15 protein-coding genes are annotated in these 14,308 nt (G+C 52.4%); 10 read left to right on the top strand and 5 right to left on the bottom strand.

Translation table 11 applies throughout. The features are described 5' to 3' along the window. The coding region (locus tag VMT71_17525; GenBank protein HVN25771.1) for a PP2C family protein-serine/threonine phosphatase at nucleotides 1–633 on the top strand (633 nt) is incomplete at its 5' end. A 111-nt stretch (nucleotides 634–744) separates the two neighbouring features. On the opposite strand, the gene VMT71_17520 is transcribed toward VMT71_17525, so the two are convergent. From VMT71_17520 to VMT71_17510, 3 genes are all read right to left on the bottom strand, one after another. Continuing rightward, nucleotides 745–1,305 (bottom strand): isochorismatase family protein, encoded by a 561-nt coding sequence (locus tag VMT71_17520; protein HVN25770.1) that lies wholly within the window; start codon nucleotides 1,303–1,305, stop codon nucleotides 745–747. Nucleotides 1,306–1,491: 186 nt separating this feature from the next. Further along, the gene (locus VMT71_17515; GenBank protein HVN25769.1) at nucleotides 1,492–1,755 is read right to left on the bottom strand and encodes a hypothetical protein; all 264 of its coding nucleotides are present in this window, start codon (nucleotides 1,753–1,755) and stop codon (nucleotides 1,492–1,494) included. Nucleotides 1,756–1,880: 125 nt separating this feature from the next. After that, nucleotides 1,881–2,258 (bottom strand): cyclophilin-like fold protein, encoded by a 378-nt coding sequence (locus tag VMT71_17510; GenBank protein ID HVN25768.1) that lies wholly within the window; start codon nucleotides 2,256–2,258, stop codon nucleotides 1,881–1,883. A 229-nt stretch (nucleotides 2,259–2,487) separates the two neighbouring features. Here VMT71_17510 and VMT71_17505 point away from each other — a divergent pair, with 229 nt between their 5' ends. The 9 genes from VMT71_17505 to VMT71_17465 all read left to right on the top strand — a co-directional run bounded on the left by VMT71_17505 (nucleotide 2,488) and on the right by VMT71_17465 (nucleotide 12,487). Beyond that, complete coding sequence (locus VMT71_17505) at nucleotides 2,488–3,639, top strand: metallophosphoesterase (protein ID HVN25767.1); 1,152 nt, start codon at nucleotides 2,488–2,490, stop codon at nucleotides 3,637–3,639. 94 nt (nucleotides 3,640–3,733) lie between these two features. After that, a complete protein-coding gene (locus VMT71_17500) occupies nucleotides 3,734–4,777 on the top strand; it encodes a deoxyguanosinetriphosphate triphosphohydrolase (protein ID HVN25766.1) in 1,044 nt (347 codons plus the stop codon). Between the two features lie 9 nt (nucleotides 4,778–4,786). Next, nucleotides 4,787–5,521: a response regulator gene (locus VMT71_17495; protein HVN25765.1), complete on the top strand. Its 735-nt coding sequence runs from the start codon at nucleotides 4,787–4,789 to the stop codon at nucleotides 5,519–5,521. Beyond that, nucleotides 5,518–8,154: a valine--tRNA ligase gene (locus VMT71_17490; protein ID HVN25764.1), complete on the top strand. Its 2,637-nt coding sequence runs from the start codon at nucleotides 5,518–5,520 to the stop codon at nucleotides 8,152–8,154. Before VMT71_17495 ends, VMT71_17490 begins: the two co-directional genes overlap by 4 nt. 79 nt (nucleotides 8,155–8,233) lie before the next feature. Then, on the top strand, nucleotides 8,234–9,442 hold the full coding sequence (locus VMT71_17485) for a DUF294 nucleotidyltransferase-like domain-containing protein (GenBank protein ID HVN25763.1): 1,209 nt from the start codon (nucleotides 8,234–8,236) through the stop codon (nucleotides 9,440–9,442). A gap of 10 nt (nucleotides 9,443–9,452) precedes the next feature. After that, nucleotides 9,453–9,824: a CBS domain-containing protein gene (locus VMT71_17480; protein ID HVN25762.1), complete on the top strand. Its 372-nt coding sequence runs from the start codon at nucleotides 9,453–9,455 to the stop codon at nucleotides 9,822–9,824. A gap of 108 nt (nucleotides 9,825–9,932) precedes the next feature. Next, on the top strand, nucleotides 9,933–10,226 hold the full coding sequence (gene gatC, locus VMT71_17475; GenBank protein ID HVN25761.1) for an Asp-tRNA(Asn)/Glu-tRNA(Gln) amidotransferase subunit GatC: 294 nt from the start codon (nucleotides 9,933–9,935) through the stop codon (nucleotides 10,224–10,226). A gap of 4 nt (nucleotides 10,227–10,230) precedes the next feature. Further along, nucleotides 10,231–11,691 (top strand): Asp-tRNA(Asn)/Glu-tRNA(Gln) amidotransferase subunit GatA, encoded by a 1,461-nt coding sequence (gatA, locus tag VMT71_17470; GenBank protein ID HVN25760.1) that lies wholly within the window; start codon nucleotides 10,231–10,233, stop codon nucleotides 11,689–11,691. A gap of 163 nt (nucleotides 11,692–11,854) precedes the next feature. Beyond that, a complete protein-coding gene (locus VMT71_17465) occupies nucleotides 11,855–12,487 on the top strand; it encodes a uracil-DNA glycosylase (protein HVN25759.1) in 633 nt (210 codons plus the stop codon). A gap of 15 nt (nucleotides 12,488–12,502) precedes the next feature. Here the strand turns inward: VMT71_17465 and VMT71_17460 are convergent, their stop codons facing one another. Beyond that, nucleotides 12,503–13,612, bottom strand: coding sequence for a 4Fe-4S binding protein (locus tag VMT71_17460; GenBank protein HVN25758.1), 1,110 nt, complete (start codon nucleotides 13,610–13,612; stop codon nucleotides 12,503–12,505). Nucleotides 13,613–13,734: 122 nt separating this feature from the next. Further along, a complete protein-coding gene (locus tag VMT71_17455) occupies nucleotides 13,735–14,304 on the bottom strand; it encodes a hypothetical protein (GenBank protein HVN25757.1) in 570 nt (189 codons plus the stop codon). Nucleotides 14,305–14,308 lie beyond the last annotated feature (4 nt).

Here is a 14,308-nt window from a genome sequence, read left to right as displayed (position 1 = left end):
TTCGGTTCAGTCTATACAAAAAGTGATTACGGCGAATTGCTGAGGGAAGCGTACCTGGCTACTGACGACTACATCGTCAAGCGCGGCATTCGGAGCGGTACCGCTGCTGCCACACTACATATTTTTGATGAAGTGTTCCTTGCGGCTAACGTTGGGGACTCGCGTGTGATCATGGGTATTCGGGGCGATGTTCTCCAGCTTACGCTCGATCACAAGCCCGATGTTCCTGCAGAACGCTCCCGTATTGAATCGCTAGGAGGTCGGGTTGTCACCCATGTTGTTCCCAGAGTGCAAGGCATACTTGCCATGAGTCGGGCACTGGGAGATCTAACCCTCAAGCCTTACATCAGTCCGGAGCCACGCGTTGTGCAGGGTCTCCTTGGTCCGGAGAACGATTTTGCTGTTATTGCCTGCGACGGCGTATGGGACGTGCTCGGACCCCGCGAAGTGATTCAAGTCGCGCGCGATGTGGAGGGCCCTCAGGAAGCAGCAGATCGTATCGCAGCAAAGGCGCTCTCAGCGGGCAGCACGGACAACCTGACGGTGATTGTTCTGGACCTTCGCAAGCGCACAGCCCGCATGCCGCGAAAGAAGATGGAAATACTCTCAATCCTCGATTACGCAAATGAATAAAGCTTGTTACGAGTTACGCGTTTCGAGTTCCGGTAAAGACCCATTCCATACGGCCGGTAACGCGTAAGAATGCACCTCTTTAAACTCGTAACCCGGAACCCGTAACAGGTTTTATTTTACCAGGGCGAGTGCTGCTTTGAATTCCTGCGTCCCTGCTTTCTTGAGCAACTCGTATATAATCATTTCAGTAGAAGTGATCGTGACGCCGCTCGTGCGCATTCTCTCAACCGCAGTGTTGCAGTTATCAACAGTCCGCGAAGAGATGGCGTCGCGCACCACATGGACCTTGAAGTGTTGAACTGCATGGAGTGCTGTCTGGGCAACACAGATGTGTGCCTCGAGTCCCGTGAGGATAAGCGCCTTTCGTTGGCTCCGTCGAACCGCGTCCGCAAAATCATTCGATAAAAAGCAATTGAACGCGACTTTCGAAATCGGCGCACTACACTCCTTGCATTGAGAAAGGTCGAGCACTGTGGGTCCTAGCTTTTCCTGTTCGGTGACTATAACTGGAATGCCGGTGATGCCGGCAAAGGAGACAAGCCGCATCACGTTTTCTTTGACGGACTCGCGATCGGCCACGGCAGGCAGCAATCGTTCCTGCATGTCAATTATGACTAAGAGGCTCTCTTCTCTTTCCAGCAGATCTTTTTTATCGGGGCTGTTAGACGTCATAATCATTCCTCCCGCGCTCGCACGAATTCTTTCTGTTAAGTCGGTCCTTCTGCGAATGGAGAACGACGAGATGACGCACGGCGCGGAAGGAATGATTAGCGCACAACGGGGAACTCGAGCAAAGGGTGATTAAGGGTGGCGAATCGGCGGCCCTAGTTTAGTTTCACCCTTTTTGCGATGCGTTTGCTATCTGATCTGCATCTCTTCACCGCAGCAGATAATGTCACACGCTCCGCAGTCGCACGCCTCATCTACCGTGAGCACAATACCGCACGTGTCACAGTAGAGCTGACTACCCGCCTTCTTTGCGGGAGCCTTCTTTTTCGTCTTGGAGGCAGACGCTTTCTTTTTCGCCGGAGCTGCTTTCTTTTTCGCCGGAGCTTTTTTTGCTGCCTTCTTAGGTGCTGGCTTCTTAGGAGCCGCCTTCTTCGTCGGTTTCTTTGTTGCCACGCTCATCACCCCCTTTCACCTACCGAGATATTCCGCCGACTCGCCTTGTTGCCCAGAACACTGCAGTAACGCCGCATGCCGAATTTGCGTTGCGTGTTGTCTCGGCATAATTTCGTCTGTCAATGTTATCGAACATGCTCGATGCCTATTCTTGAAGGCCGTTTGAGAGTCCTCAAAGCTGTTGAATCACCGAGCACCTTTCCGACAAGATTGACAGCGCTCGCGGGAACAGGTTCTGTGCCCTGGCTCATTGGCGTTGGGCCAAAAAAAATTGCAAGAGCCGACCCGGGAGGCCAGTAACCAATGTCACCGACACTCACGTTTGTCGTCGCTGTTTCATCGAGGGATCGCTGTACAGGAATCTCAAAATAGAATTCGTCGCCCCAAACAGAAGGTTTTGTGTCGATAGGAAGAGCCGCACCAATGGCCTTCGCACACTCAGTATCGAAAAGTTGCGCGTCGAGTTGAATCTGATCTACAGAAATTTTTACTGGTATCGGCACGCGGTACATCCTTTAAAGATCCTTGTGTGAGAAGCTTTCATCAAAGATAAGAATAAGACCAATTGTGCTGCGATGCAAGAGAAAAATGACAAAACGAAGAAAAGAATTTATAACTCTTCTCATCACAATCTTCACCGTTGCAATTTTTCACTCGGCGATGTAATCTTGCGAAAGCTCTCCTGGTGCGGGTTTACAGCGATCACCGAGAACGCCGCGAGGTATATACAACATGACCATGTTCCTGATTTCTTTTTTTTCGCTTTATAGCCTCCTTCACTTTTATGTGTTCATGAAAGCGAGAAACGCTTTTGCGCTTGGCGTTCGCGCGAGTCTCGTGCTTGTCCTCTTCATGCTTTGGATGATCGCGGCGCCCGTGATCATTCGTCAGTTTGAAAAGTATGACATCGAGCCGCTTGCCCGTATCATGGCGTACGTGGGCTACACGTGGCTTGGGTTTCTTTTTCTTCTCGTCTGCGGTTTGATAGTGATTGATCTCTATCGTATCGTTCTATATCTGGCCGGCCTGCTTTTGCCCGCGGGCTCAGTGGCTGAAGGATTGAGAGCAGTTCTCTCGTCACGAAGCTATTTCCTCATAGCATTGTCGGTCTCGTTGCTGATAAGCATCTACGGCGGTTTCGAAGCAAGTCGGATCGGTGTCGATACGATACGTATCCACACATCGAAACTCCCCGCCGCTGTGAGCCCGCTGCGCATAGTGCAGATTTCCGACGTGCACATCGGTTTGATAGTGCGTGATAGCAGGGTGCAGAAGATTATGGGGCAGGTGAAAAGAGCAAAGCCGGATCTTTTCTTGTCCACGGGCGATCTTGTGGATGGAGACACAGCCACATTAGGAAGACTTGCAGAGATGCTTCGGGAAGTACATCCCCGGTATGGTAAATTTGCGATCACCGGCAACCACGAATACTACGCCGGCATCGAGCAGGCGGTGGCTTTCACGAAAGAAGCAGGCTTCACCATGTTGAGAGGAGAGCGCGCCAATGTGGGGGAGTTCCTGACGATAGTGGGTTTGGACGACCCGGCAGGACCGGGCATGATCAAGGGTGACGGCGATCTGGAGGGGAAACTCCTTGCTCTGCCGTCTGGAGGCAGGTTTATTCTGCTGCTCAAGCATCGGCCCGATGTGGAGCAGGCTAGTTTAGGGCGTTTTGATCTGCAGCTTTCCGGGCATCTGCACAAGGGCCAGATTTTCCCTTTCAGGTTTTTCGTACGCCTTTTTTATCCCATGTACACGGGTCTCTATGCGCTCGACCGCAATTCTTCGCTTTACGTGAGTGCAGGCTCGGGCACATGGGGACCACCAATCAGGTTCCTCGCGCCACCGAAAGTCACGTTGATAGAACTCGTGCACGCAGAATAACCCGGGGTCCGGGCAATGGCTAAATGAGCGATACTTCTGTTGAAATAGCGCCATTGTTGTGATAGATTAGGCTCAAGTCGCGCTCTTTTATCTTATGAATGTGAGAGAAAGGTTAGAGGATCGAGAGGAACGTACGCTTTCCCGGTACGCGCAGAAAAGTTCTGTGACGAGGGGGAGGCAAAGGCCGGAGCGTCCGTGCGATATTCGGCCCGCGTTTCAGCATGACAGGGACAGGATCATCCACAGTAAAGCATTCCGAAGGCTGAAGCATAAGACGCAGGTGTTCCTCTTTCCCACGGACGACCATTACCGGACGCGACTCACGCACACCGTGGAGGTTTCGCAGATCGCAAGGACAGTTGCAAAGGCCCTCTTCCTGAACGAAGATCTTACCGAGGCCATCGCGCTGGGTCACGATCTGGGACACGGACCCTTCGGACACGCGGGCGAAGAAGCATTAAACAGGATACACAAGGGTGGCTTCAGCCACCAGGAACAGAGTCTGCGGATCGTAGACTTTCTGGAACGGGACGGACAGGGTCTTAATCTCACCCTCGAGGTTCGGGATGGTATCTTGAAACATGCCAAGGGCAAGGGCGATATACTTGCCAAGAGTCAGGGGGATAAGCCCCTCACCCGCGAAGCCGAAGTGGTTAGGATAGCCGATGTCATCGCGTATACCAACCACGACGTGGACGATGCGATTCGCGGGCACGTGATTGAGCCCTCTGACCTCCCGGATGAATGTGTGAAATCTCTTGGCGGGACACATGGGCAGAGGATTGATTCGATGGTGCGGGGCGTCATCTCGGCTTCTCTTGAAAACGAAGAGACGGGCATTTGCATAGAGAAAAAGACTGAAGAGCGGATGGAGGAACTGCGCGGCTTCCTGTGGGAACGGGTGTACGAGAATAGGATCGTGCATGAGGACTTCGAAAAGTGCTCGAGGATTCTCGAAGAGCTTTACGCCTATTTCCTGAAGAAACCGGAAGCTTTCCTGGAAGAAACCAGTCGGATCGATTTTTACGATGAGCCCGCCACCTGCGTCTGCGACTATCTTTCCGGCATGACAGACAGGTACGCGTTCAATCTTTACGAAAAACTATTTCTTCCGCTACCTTGGAAGATAGCCATCTAGGGGGGCACGATGAAGAAGAAAATCCTTATTGCCGACAAGGACTCAAGTCTCAAAGAAGCCTTCCGCATAATATTCTCCGAGGACAAATACGATGTCCTCTACGCTGCCTCGGCAAAAGAAATAGAAAGACTCCTGACCTCAGAACGTCCTGACATTTATATAGTCAATGTCAATCTATCGAAGAGCAGTGGGATAGAGGTCTACAGAAAGCTGCAGAAAGACAGGTTTCTCGACAATGCGCGATTCTTTTTCATGAAGGATGAGAATGACAGCACGGAGCTTCTTGGTTTTCAGGCCGAAGGTGTTATAGAAAAACCAATAAACTTTTTCAAAGTCCATGAGAGAATAGCTAAGGATGATGATGTTGTGCTTCTCACGGATGAAGTAATCGAGCCTGAACCACAACGGGTCGTGCAGGAGCCCATAGCACAGACAAGAGGACCGGCTATCGAGGAGGCTGGCGTGAAAGAAGATATAGGCATGCGGATCGGGGTGGAAAGTCTCGCCAGGGAGTTCAGCGGTCATACTGTTGCGGGTAAGGAGGAAATGGCACCCGTACTGGAGGCGGAACTGCGGAAGGTTTTGAACCAGACCGTTGAGGAGATGGCGCCGAGATTTGTGGACAGACTGACCACAGTTCTGTCAACGTTCATAGAGGATTACACCCGGCGAGTGCTCTACGAGATAGCAGAGAAAGTCATCCGCGAGGAAATAGATAAGCTGCTAAAAGAATCGGGTTCATGACAGAGAAGATCTACCAACCAAATCCGGTCGAACGGAAATGGTATAGCTTTTGGCTCGAGAAAGGTTATTTCAGGGCAGAGAGCGTTTCCGACAAACCTCCGTTCTGCATAGTAATACCGCCGCCAAACGTGACGGGCGTACTGCACATGGGTCACGCCCTTAACAATACCCTCCAGGACATCTCCACGCGGCACAAGAGAATGAGCGGCTACAATGCGCTCTGGCTGCCCGGCATGGATCACGCGGGCATAGCGACGCAAAACGTTGTTGAGCGCGAACTCGCCAAAGAGGGTCTTACCCCGGAATCTTTGGGGAGAGAGGCCTTTATAGAACGAGTGTGGCAGTGGAAAGAGAAGTCGGGCGGAACCATCATCGAACAGTTGAAAAGGCTGGGTTGCTCATGCGACTGGTCCCGCGAGCGCTTTACCATGGATGCCGGCCTGTCGCGGGCAGTGCGCGAGGTCTTTGTCAGGCTTTACGAAGAGGGGCTCATTTACCGCGGTAACTACATCATCAATTGGTGCCCACGCTGTAAGACTGCTCTTTCGGACGTTGAGGTAGAGCACGAGGAGACAAAGGGACATCTCTACTGCATCCGCTACCCCCTCGCCGAAGGAGAGGGCTTTGTTACGGTTGCCACAACACGGCCCGAGACGATGCTGGGGGATACGGCAATCGCGGTCAATCCTGATGATCCGCGCTTTCATCATTACATCGGCAGGGAAGTCATCCTTCCGATTGCAAAGAAGCGGATCCCCGTGATAGCCGATACCTACGTGGACACGACCTTCGGAACGGGGGCTCTCAAGATAACCCCAGCCCACGATTTTAACGATTTTGAGATAGGCAAGATACACTCACTCGATATCGTCAAGGTGATAGACGAGGAAGGCAGAATGAATGACCATGCCTTTCACTACAAAGGCATGGACCGCTTTGAGGCGCGAACGAAAATTGTCGAAGAGCTCGGGCGCGAGGGGCTGCTCGAGAAGATAGAGGATTATGGCCTTGTTGTAGGAAGATGCTATCGCTGCAAGACGGTAGTGGAGCCAATGCTCTCCCTTCAGTGGTTTGTTACCATGAAGCCGCTCGCGGCTCCGGCTATCGAAGCAGTCAGGTCTCACAAGGTCCGCATCATTCCAGAGATGTGGGAAAAGGTTTACTTCGAGTGGATGGAAAATATCAAAGACTGGTGCATATCACGGCAGATCTGGTGGGGTCATCGGATACCGGTCTGGTATTGCGATGCCTGCCAGAAAATGTATGTCTCGAGAAAAGAGCCGACCTCGTGTGAACAGTGCAACGGAGCGTTGCGGCAGGAATCGGATGTGCTTGATACCTGGTTCTCGTCGGGACTGTGGCCCTTCTCTACCCTTGGGTGGCCTGAAAGCACAGAGGACCTGCGTACCTTCTACCCGACGTCCCTTCTGGTGACGGGATTCGACATCCTCTTTTTCTGGGTGGCGAGGATGATTATGATGGGCCTTCATTTCATGGGTGATGTACCTTTCAGGGAAGTATATATACATGCCCTGGTGCGTGATGCTGAAGGGCGCAAAATGAGCAAGTCCAAAGGCAACGTCATCGATCCTCTCCTGATGCTCGATCAGTACGGCACCGATGCCTTCAGATTTACCCTTGCGATGCTTGCAGCCCAGGGCCGCGATGTGCTCCTTTCTGAGGAGCGTATCGAGGGAGGGCGCAATTTTGTAAACAAGCTGTGGAACGCCTCCCGCCTAACCACGGCATTGCTCGAGGGTAAAGACGTGGCGGCTGGCAAGGTCACCTCATCCTTCCTTCCGGACCGCTGGATACGGTCCCGCATTCGGAGGGTGGCCCAGGAAGTGGAGGAGAGCTTAAACGCCTACCGTTACAGCGAAGCGGCACTGACACTCCACAGTTTTGTCTGGCACGAGTTCTGCGACTGGTACCTCGAGCTTGTAAAGCCAAACCTCTACGGGAAAGTCACCCAATGTGATGCGAAGGCAACCGCCTCGATTCTGCACGATACCTTTCTCGACATCCTCAGGTTTCTCCACCCCTTCATGCCGTTCATCACTGAAGAGATATACCAAAAAATGCCCCGCAGAGAATCCGAGAGTATCGTGATCGAGCAATTCCCCCGATACAATCAGGGAGAGGTAGACGAGCAGGCCGAGGAAGGCATGAACATTCTGATGGGTGTTATTGATGTAATAAGAAATATTCGCGGTGAGATGGGCTTTGCGCCCAACGTGAGGATTGATGCGCACCTGCGCGCCCACGGTCACGCCGCGTTGCTTGAAGAATATGCATACTACATCAAGGAACTCGCGAAGGTCGAGGAACTCCTCTTTGTGACAGAGGGTGTATCGGGACGCGCTGCAATAGGCATACACGAAGACGTAGAAGTCTTTATTCCCATCAAGGACCCGCAAATAATAGTCCGGGAAATAGGGAGAATAGATAAGGAGCTGGGAAAGATCGGGCCGGAAATCGAGAGAACATTCAAGAAGATCAACAACGAAGCATTCCGCGAAAAAGCCCCTCCGGAAGTCATCAAGAAAGAGGAGATGCTCCACCAGGATCTCTGTCAGAAGCGGGAGAAGCTTGTCGGAAACAGAGGCGCGCTGGAGGGCTTGCTGAAGGCATAATCAGGGTTAAGGATCAAGCGCAAGGGTCAAGCAAAAGCATAGTTCTCCAAGATCAAGAATGTAAAAAACAGGTCTAGACATGCCGCTCAATTTTTCCATTGTCGAGCGTTTTGCATCTGAGTACCAGCAAGCAATGCGCGAGAAAACTCTTCTCAGGCATGACCGCTACCACATGCTTTCGGCCTTGCGGGAGAAGCTTTACCAGGCGATGCGGGACTATGAGACGTTTGAGGCAGAGCTCTCCTCGATGCTGAACTCTATACAGGCTGCTAAGACCTATGAAGAGCTGGGGCAGCAGCACCGCCGGTCTGTCGCCGGAGTGAAGAATTACTTCCTCGAAGAGCAAACCATCGTAGATGTGCACGACCTTTTTGGTACCATAAGAGACGCTATTACGGGCCGTGTGCTTTCGTTAATAGAGAGGGAATTGGAGCGTGAAGGCTTGGGGAGGCCTCCCGTGGAATACTCATGGGTAGGGCTGGGCAGTGAAGGAAGGAACGAGCAGACGTTTGTGACCGATCAAGACAATATGCTTATCTACGAAACCGGGGCCGCGGGACGTGCTGATTCATATTTCAAGGAGCTAGCCGAGAGGGCTGTAGAGAGGCTTGACACAGTGGGTTTCAGCAAGTGCAAGGGCGGGATCATGCCTTCAAATGAGAAATGGCGAGGTTCTCGCGCCGACTGGCAGAAGAGACTGGAAGAAACTCTCACTGAAGATAAAAAGACTCTCGAGCTGCTTGATCTTATTATTCTCTCCGATGCCAGGCACGTCTTCGGTGCGAAGGACATCCTCGATGTGTTCGTTGAGCGATTCCAAACGATGTTGCATGAGAACCGTGTCATCATGAAAGACCTGACGCAGTCTGCCGTGCTCATGCCGACGGCACTGGGCTTTTTCGGGAGATTCAAAGTCGAAGCAGAAGGAGAAAACAAGGGGAAGCTCAACATAAAGCTTCATGGCTGGGCGCCGTTGATCATGTCGGTCAGGGCGCTTGCGCTCGCCCAGGGAGTCGCCTATACCGGTACGCTCAAGCGAGTAAGAACGTTGCGGGAGATGAATATCATAAAACGTGAGGTGGAAGAGGAACTCGTTGACGCGTATCTTCTCTTTGTCAGCTTGAGGGTGACTAACCAGATCAGTGAGCCTGACGGTGCAAACGCAAATCATATTAACCCTGACTTGCTTGACGCCGACGAAGCGGGAAGGCTGCGCAAGTATATGCGGGTTGTGGAGTCTTTCCAGAAATATGTTAATGAGATTTTGTTGTTCGGACAACCGTTCTAAGGAGGTTAGCATGAAGGTCGCAGAGGTCATGAACAAGAATGTAGTGACATGTCACCCTTCTGAGAAGTTGCCGGTCATTATTAATAAGTTTGAACTCTTTCACATAGCCGGTATGCCCGTCACAGAGAAGGGGGCTCTCGCGGGAATCATCACTCAAACGGATGTGCTGAGGGCGGTGAAAGAAGGATCGATCCAGGATATACTGGTGAAAGATGTCATGACGAGTAACGTGATTTCGGTGTCGCCAACCGAGTCAGCGACGCAGGTGGCAAGGCTGATGGTGGAGAAGAGGATCAACAGAATACCGGTGGTCGAAAGCGGGAGGCTCGTAGGGATTGTCACGAGGGGCGATCTAATCAAGGCAGCAGCGGTATGCGAATGAAAACGAGTTGCCAGTTTACAGTTGACGGTTTCCGGTTTGCAGTCGTCAATAAGACGAGTAACGGTGAACCGATAACCGTGAACCGGTAACCGAAAATTAGGAGGAACTGTGAAAGTAACAAAGGATGTCATCGAATACGTCGCTCATCTGGGCAGGCTTGAGCTTGACCCGGACGAGATCGACCGCTACACGTCCCAGCTTGATTCAATACTGGAATATATGGATAAACTCAATTCTCTCGACACGTCAGGCGTGGAGCCGACAACCCACGCAATTCCCAACGTGAATGTGTTCAGGGAGGATCAGGTGGTGGAATCGTTTTCGGTTGAGGCTTCGGTGGGAAACGCACCGGAAAGGAAGGGCTCTTTTTTCAAGGTCCCTCCTATTATAGAGGCGGAATAAGAAAATGGGAGAACTTCTCGAAAAGAATATAGTGGATCTGGGTAATCTGCTCGCAAAAAGAGAGATCACATCCGTCGAACTGACAAAATTCTACCTGGAGCGGATGAAGAAACATGATGGCGCGCTCCAGGCGTATCTGCGGGTGACGGAAGATCTCGCGATCAGCATGGCGGAAGAGGCCGACAAGAAACTCGCACATGGCGAGGGCAATCTCCTTACGGGCATTCCTCTCGGCATTAAGGACATCCTCTGTACGCGCGGCATGGAGACGACCTGCGCATCACAGATCCTTCGCGGATTTATAGCGCCCTATGACGCGACGGTGATTCGCAGAATGAAGGAGCGCGGTTTTGTCCATCTCGGAAGACTCAACATGGACGAATTTGCCATGGGATCATCCACTGAGAACTCATCCTTCCAGGTTACGAAGAACCCCTGGGACCTTGAACGAATCCCGGGCGGTTCCAGCGGAGGGTCGGCAGCAGCCGTGGCGGGAGGCCTTTGCGTGGCAGCCCTCGGCACAGACACCGGCGGATCAATTCGTCAGCCGGCGAGTCTGTGCGGGACCGTGGGCTTAAAGCCTACATACGGAAGAGTCTCACGGTATGGGCTCGTTGCATTCGCATCGAGTCTTGATCAGATCGGACCATTGACGAGAAGCGTGAGGGATGCCGCGAGCATGCTTCAGGTGATTGCTGGTCACGATCCGATGGACAGCACGTCTATCCCTCAAGCGGTGCCTGACTATCTTTCGTATATCGGCCGTGACATTAAGGGAGTACGGATCGGTATTCCGCAGGAATACTTCATCGAAGGCATGGACCGGGAAGTGCGCCTAGCGGTGGAGGACGCGATCAAATTGTTCGAGCGAAACGGAGCTGTTGCGATCCCGATACGATTGCCTCACACAGAGTACGCGGTAGCAACGTACTACGTCATATGCACCGCGGAAGCGTCGTCCAACCTGGCGCGTTACGATGGTGTAAAGTACGGATTCAGAGCGCCTGGTAAAGATATCATTGAGATGTACAAGAAAAGCCGTTCCGCCGGGTTCGGCAAGGAGGTCAAACGGCGGATTATCCTCGGCACCTACGTGCTTTCTTCCGGGTATTACGACGCCTACTACAGGAAGGCAGGCCAGGTGCGGACGCTCATCAAGCGTGACTTCGACAGCGCTTTTGAGCAGTGCGATCTTGTGCTGACGCCTGTTTCTCCCACCACGGCATTTCGTATCGGGGAAAAGCTGGAAGACCCTCTTACTATGTACCTTTCGGATATATTCACCATCCCGGTTAACCTTGCCGGGTTGCCCGGATTGTCAGTTCCCTGTGGATTCGATCGTCTGGGGTTGCCGATCGGCCTGCAGATCATAGGGAAACCCCTGGATGAGCCACTTATGCTGCAGGCTGCGCATGTATTTGAAACCGAAATGAAGCTACCGAAGGTGCCGGAGAGGTTTGCGTAAGCACGCTAGGAACAGGTTACGAGTTGCGGGTTACGAGTTACGAGCCATGACGCCGGTGACCACTGGCTGCTGACCCGTAGTCGACCGCCAGACTGCTCCGTTTGAGAATTTTGAAGGTTAGAATCTGTTTAGAATTTCGATATTGCGCATAAGGTTTTGTCATATGGACGCAAATGAGGCAAAGCGATTTTTAGATGCTCTGAAAGGCATGGGCATAGAGAATTATTTTTTTGAAAGAAAGGGTGAGATCAGTTTTTCAACCCTGAGGAAGGAAGTCAAGGCGTGCACCAGATGTGGTCTCGCGCGGACGAGGAGAAGCGTCGTTTTTGGCGAAGGCAATGAGCGGGCTGCCCTTGTCTTTGTGGGAGAGGCTCCCGGCGAAGAAGAGGACGCACAGGGAAGGCCGTTTGTCGGAAGGGCCGGCAAGTTCTTAGACCAGATGATAGAACGGGCAGGCCTTTCCAGAAAAGATGTGTTCATCTGTAATGTGCTCAAGTGTCGTCCCCCCCAAAATCGGGACCCTGACCCGGCTGAAGTGGAGATGTGCAAGGGATACCTTTTTGCGCAGCTCGAGAGTATCCGTCCGAACGTGATATGCGCTCTTGGGAGGCACGCCTATAATACGCTGATGGGCGTTGATGCGCGTATCACGAAGATGCGCGGCGAATGGGCGGACTATCATGGTATAAGGCTTTTGCCGACGTATCATCCTTCCTTTCTGCTCCGCAACCAGGAGCGCGTCAGGGAAGCCTTCGAAGATATGGAGAAACTGAAAGAAGCGCTCGATGTCCGGTAGACTCTGGGCAGACTGTCAGAGGGTACGTTCTCGCAAGATCATCTCGTGCAGTTCGTTGAAGTCTTTGGGCGGGATGGCATCTGATTTTCGGACGAGGCTGACCGCGCCAGTGAGGCAGACTGGGGCGCAGACGCCGCACCCTATGCACCAATCGGTATCGACCACACACATGTCCTCTTCGAAACGGATGGCGTTGACCGGGCATATATCGACGCACGCACGGCACATGGTGCACTTCTCCTGATCGGTTTTCCTGATAAAATACGTGGCCATAAGCACGTCGCGCGGAATGGTTCTTCTCTTGACAGACCCCACCGACCAGCAACAGCATCCGCAACAGTTGCACGTGTGGCGTATGCCTTCCCTGGCATTATCGACAAGGTGCACAAGCCCTTTTTCCTCGCAGCGTCTCGTGATCTCGATGGCTTCCTGTCGTGAAATCTCTCTTCCTATTTTTTTGTCGATCAGGTACTGGGCAAGGTCATCGTACTTGATGCAGACCTCCAATTCGTGGCTGCACTTTCTTTTACCGATCAAGTCAGCAGTCATCCTGCACGGGCAATGAGCCACTGCTATGACCTGTACCCTGTCGATGAGCTCTTCCATCATTTCGAACGGGAACACAGCATGCGAGTGGGGATCAATACTCATACTCGCGGGTACGTAGCGCATGGCCTTGGTGCGGGTTTCACCGTACGCTTTCCTGATTTCCTCCCTCTTGGAGTACCTGACGACCATCTGTGCCATTTTCCGGGAGAAGGGCGTATGAGCGCCTGCCCACAAAAAAGTCTGCGGGAATCCGTAACCGAACTGCTGCAGCGCGTAGCCCATGGTGCCATCAGTCAATCTTTTTGAAAAAAGAAGACCCCTATCGGCAAGCAGAGCCAGGTTCCGGTCCAGCTCTTGTGGTTCCATGCGGACGTGGCGAGAGATCTCCGACACGGAGACCGGCTGAAAGGGAATCACCCTGCTCGGGATTGCCAGGGCGATCTCTGCTTCTTCCGGAGAAAAATTTTCCTTCAATATATCGATCAATTCATCTTTTTCCGGGTAGCCCATGCCCAATGCGGCAAGGTGTTTCACAAGCCTCCGATACACGTCATCGTCGTTCTTGTCTAGTTCCATATCTTCCCCCTTCGACATCTGCCAGCGATTCCCTGGGAGCCGGGTAGCAACTCGTGAAGGTGCGATCCTTGATATTCAACTCATCACGCGGAACACGCAACTCGGAACAAGTCTCTTAACGATTATTCTCCTTTTTCCCAGAAAAGCATCTTGCGTATCCTGTCGATGATTTCCTTCACCGCCTCCGGTTTCTTGAGGGTCTCAGTCTGTCGCCACGCCTTCCAGTCTCCGAAAAGTTCGTGATACAACTCGGCACAGCCTCGATGAAACGATGTTCGGGCATCCCGATTGACCCGCCCGGCGCAGGCGCTCACTTGTTCGAATAGAAGATTCTTTTCTTTTTCATTCTGCGCCGAAAAAACAATGACTCGCGTTTGTTTTTCTGCGTCGCCGGAGCCAAACCTGCCCTTTATCTTCTGGTCCTTCAGAAATTCTCTTTCAAACTCTGCGAGCACCTGAACGCATTCCTCGTCGCTTGCCAGCACTGCCACCACCTTCCAACAGTCGTGTGCCTGTCCCAGATATATCTCGGTTCTGCGCGCTTGTAGCTGTTCATAAAGGTTGACTATGCAGGGCACGCACTTGCCATAGATGTCCCTTTTCGTTTCTTCCAGTCCTGGTGTGGTCTCAAAGCTCACCCACTTCGCAGGCCTATCCGCATAATAGCTCTTGTCGAGGTAAAACTTGCTCATGGAT

Source organism: Syntrophorhabdales bacterium, assembly GCA_035541455.1.
Taxonomy (GTDB): domain Bacteria; phylum Desulfobacterota; class Syntrophorhabdia; order Syntrophorhabdales; family WCHB1-27; genus JADGQN01.
This window is presented reverse-complemented; position numbering and strand designations above follow the sequence as displayed.

Excerpts from the sequence above, each read along its gene's own strand:
- VMT71_17465 (HVN25759.1), top strand. The coding sequence starts at position 11,855 with ATGGACGCAAATGAGGCAAAGCGATTTTTAGATGCTCTGAAAGGCATG.
- VMT71_17520 (HVN25770.1), bottom strand. The coding sequence starts at position 1,305 with ATGACGTCTAACAGCCCCGATAAAAAAGATCTGCTGGAAAGAGAAGAG.
- VMT71_17480 (HVN25762.1), top strand. The coding sequence starts at position 9,453 with ATGAAGGTCGCAGAGGTCATGAACAAGAATGTAGTGACATGTCACCCT.
- gatA (HVN25760.1), top strand. The coding sequence starts at position 10,231 with ATGGGAGAACTTCTCGAAAAGAATATAGTGGATCTGGGTAATCTGCTC.
- VMT71_17455 (HVN25757.1), bottom strand. The coding sequence starts at position 14,304 with ATGAGCAAGTTTTACCTCGACAAGAGCTATTATGCGGATAGGCCTGCG.
- VMT71_17485 (HVN25763.1), top strand. The coding sequence starts at position 8,234 with ATGCCGCTCAATTTTTCCATTGTCGAGCGTTTTGCATCTGAGTACCAG.
- VMT71_17500 (HVN25766.1), top strand. The coding sequence starts at position 3,734 with ATGAATGTGAGAGAAAGGTTAGAGGATCGAGAGGAACGTACGCTTTCC.
- VMT71_17505 (HVN25767.1), top strand. The coding sequence starts at position 2,488 with ATGACCATGTTCCTGATTTCTTTTTTTTCGCTTTATAGCCTCCTTCAC.
- VMT71_17460 (HVN25758.1), bottom strand. The coding sequence starts at position 13,612 with ATGGAACTAGACAAGAACGACGATGACGTGTATCGGAGGCTTGTGAAA.
- VMT71_17495 (HVN25765.1), top strand. The coding sequence starts at position 4,787 with ATGAAGAAGAAAATCCTTATTGCCGACAAGGACTCAAGTCTCAAAGAA.
- VMT71_17490 (HVN25764.1), top strand. The coding sequence starts at position 5,518 with ATGACAGAGAAGATCTACCAACCAAATCCGGTCGAACGGAAATGGTAT.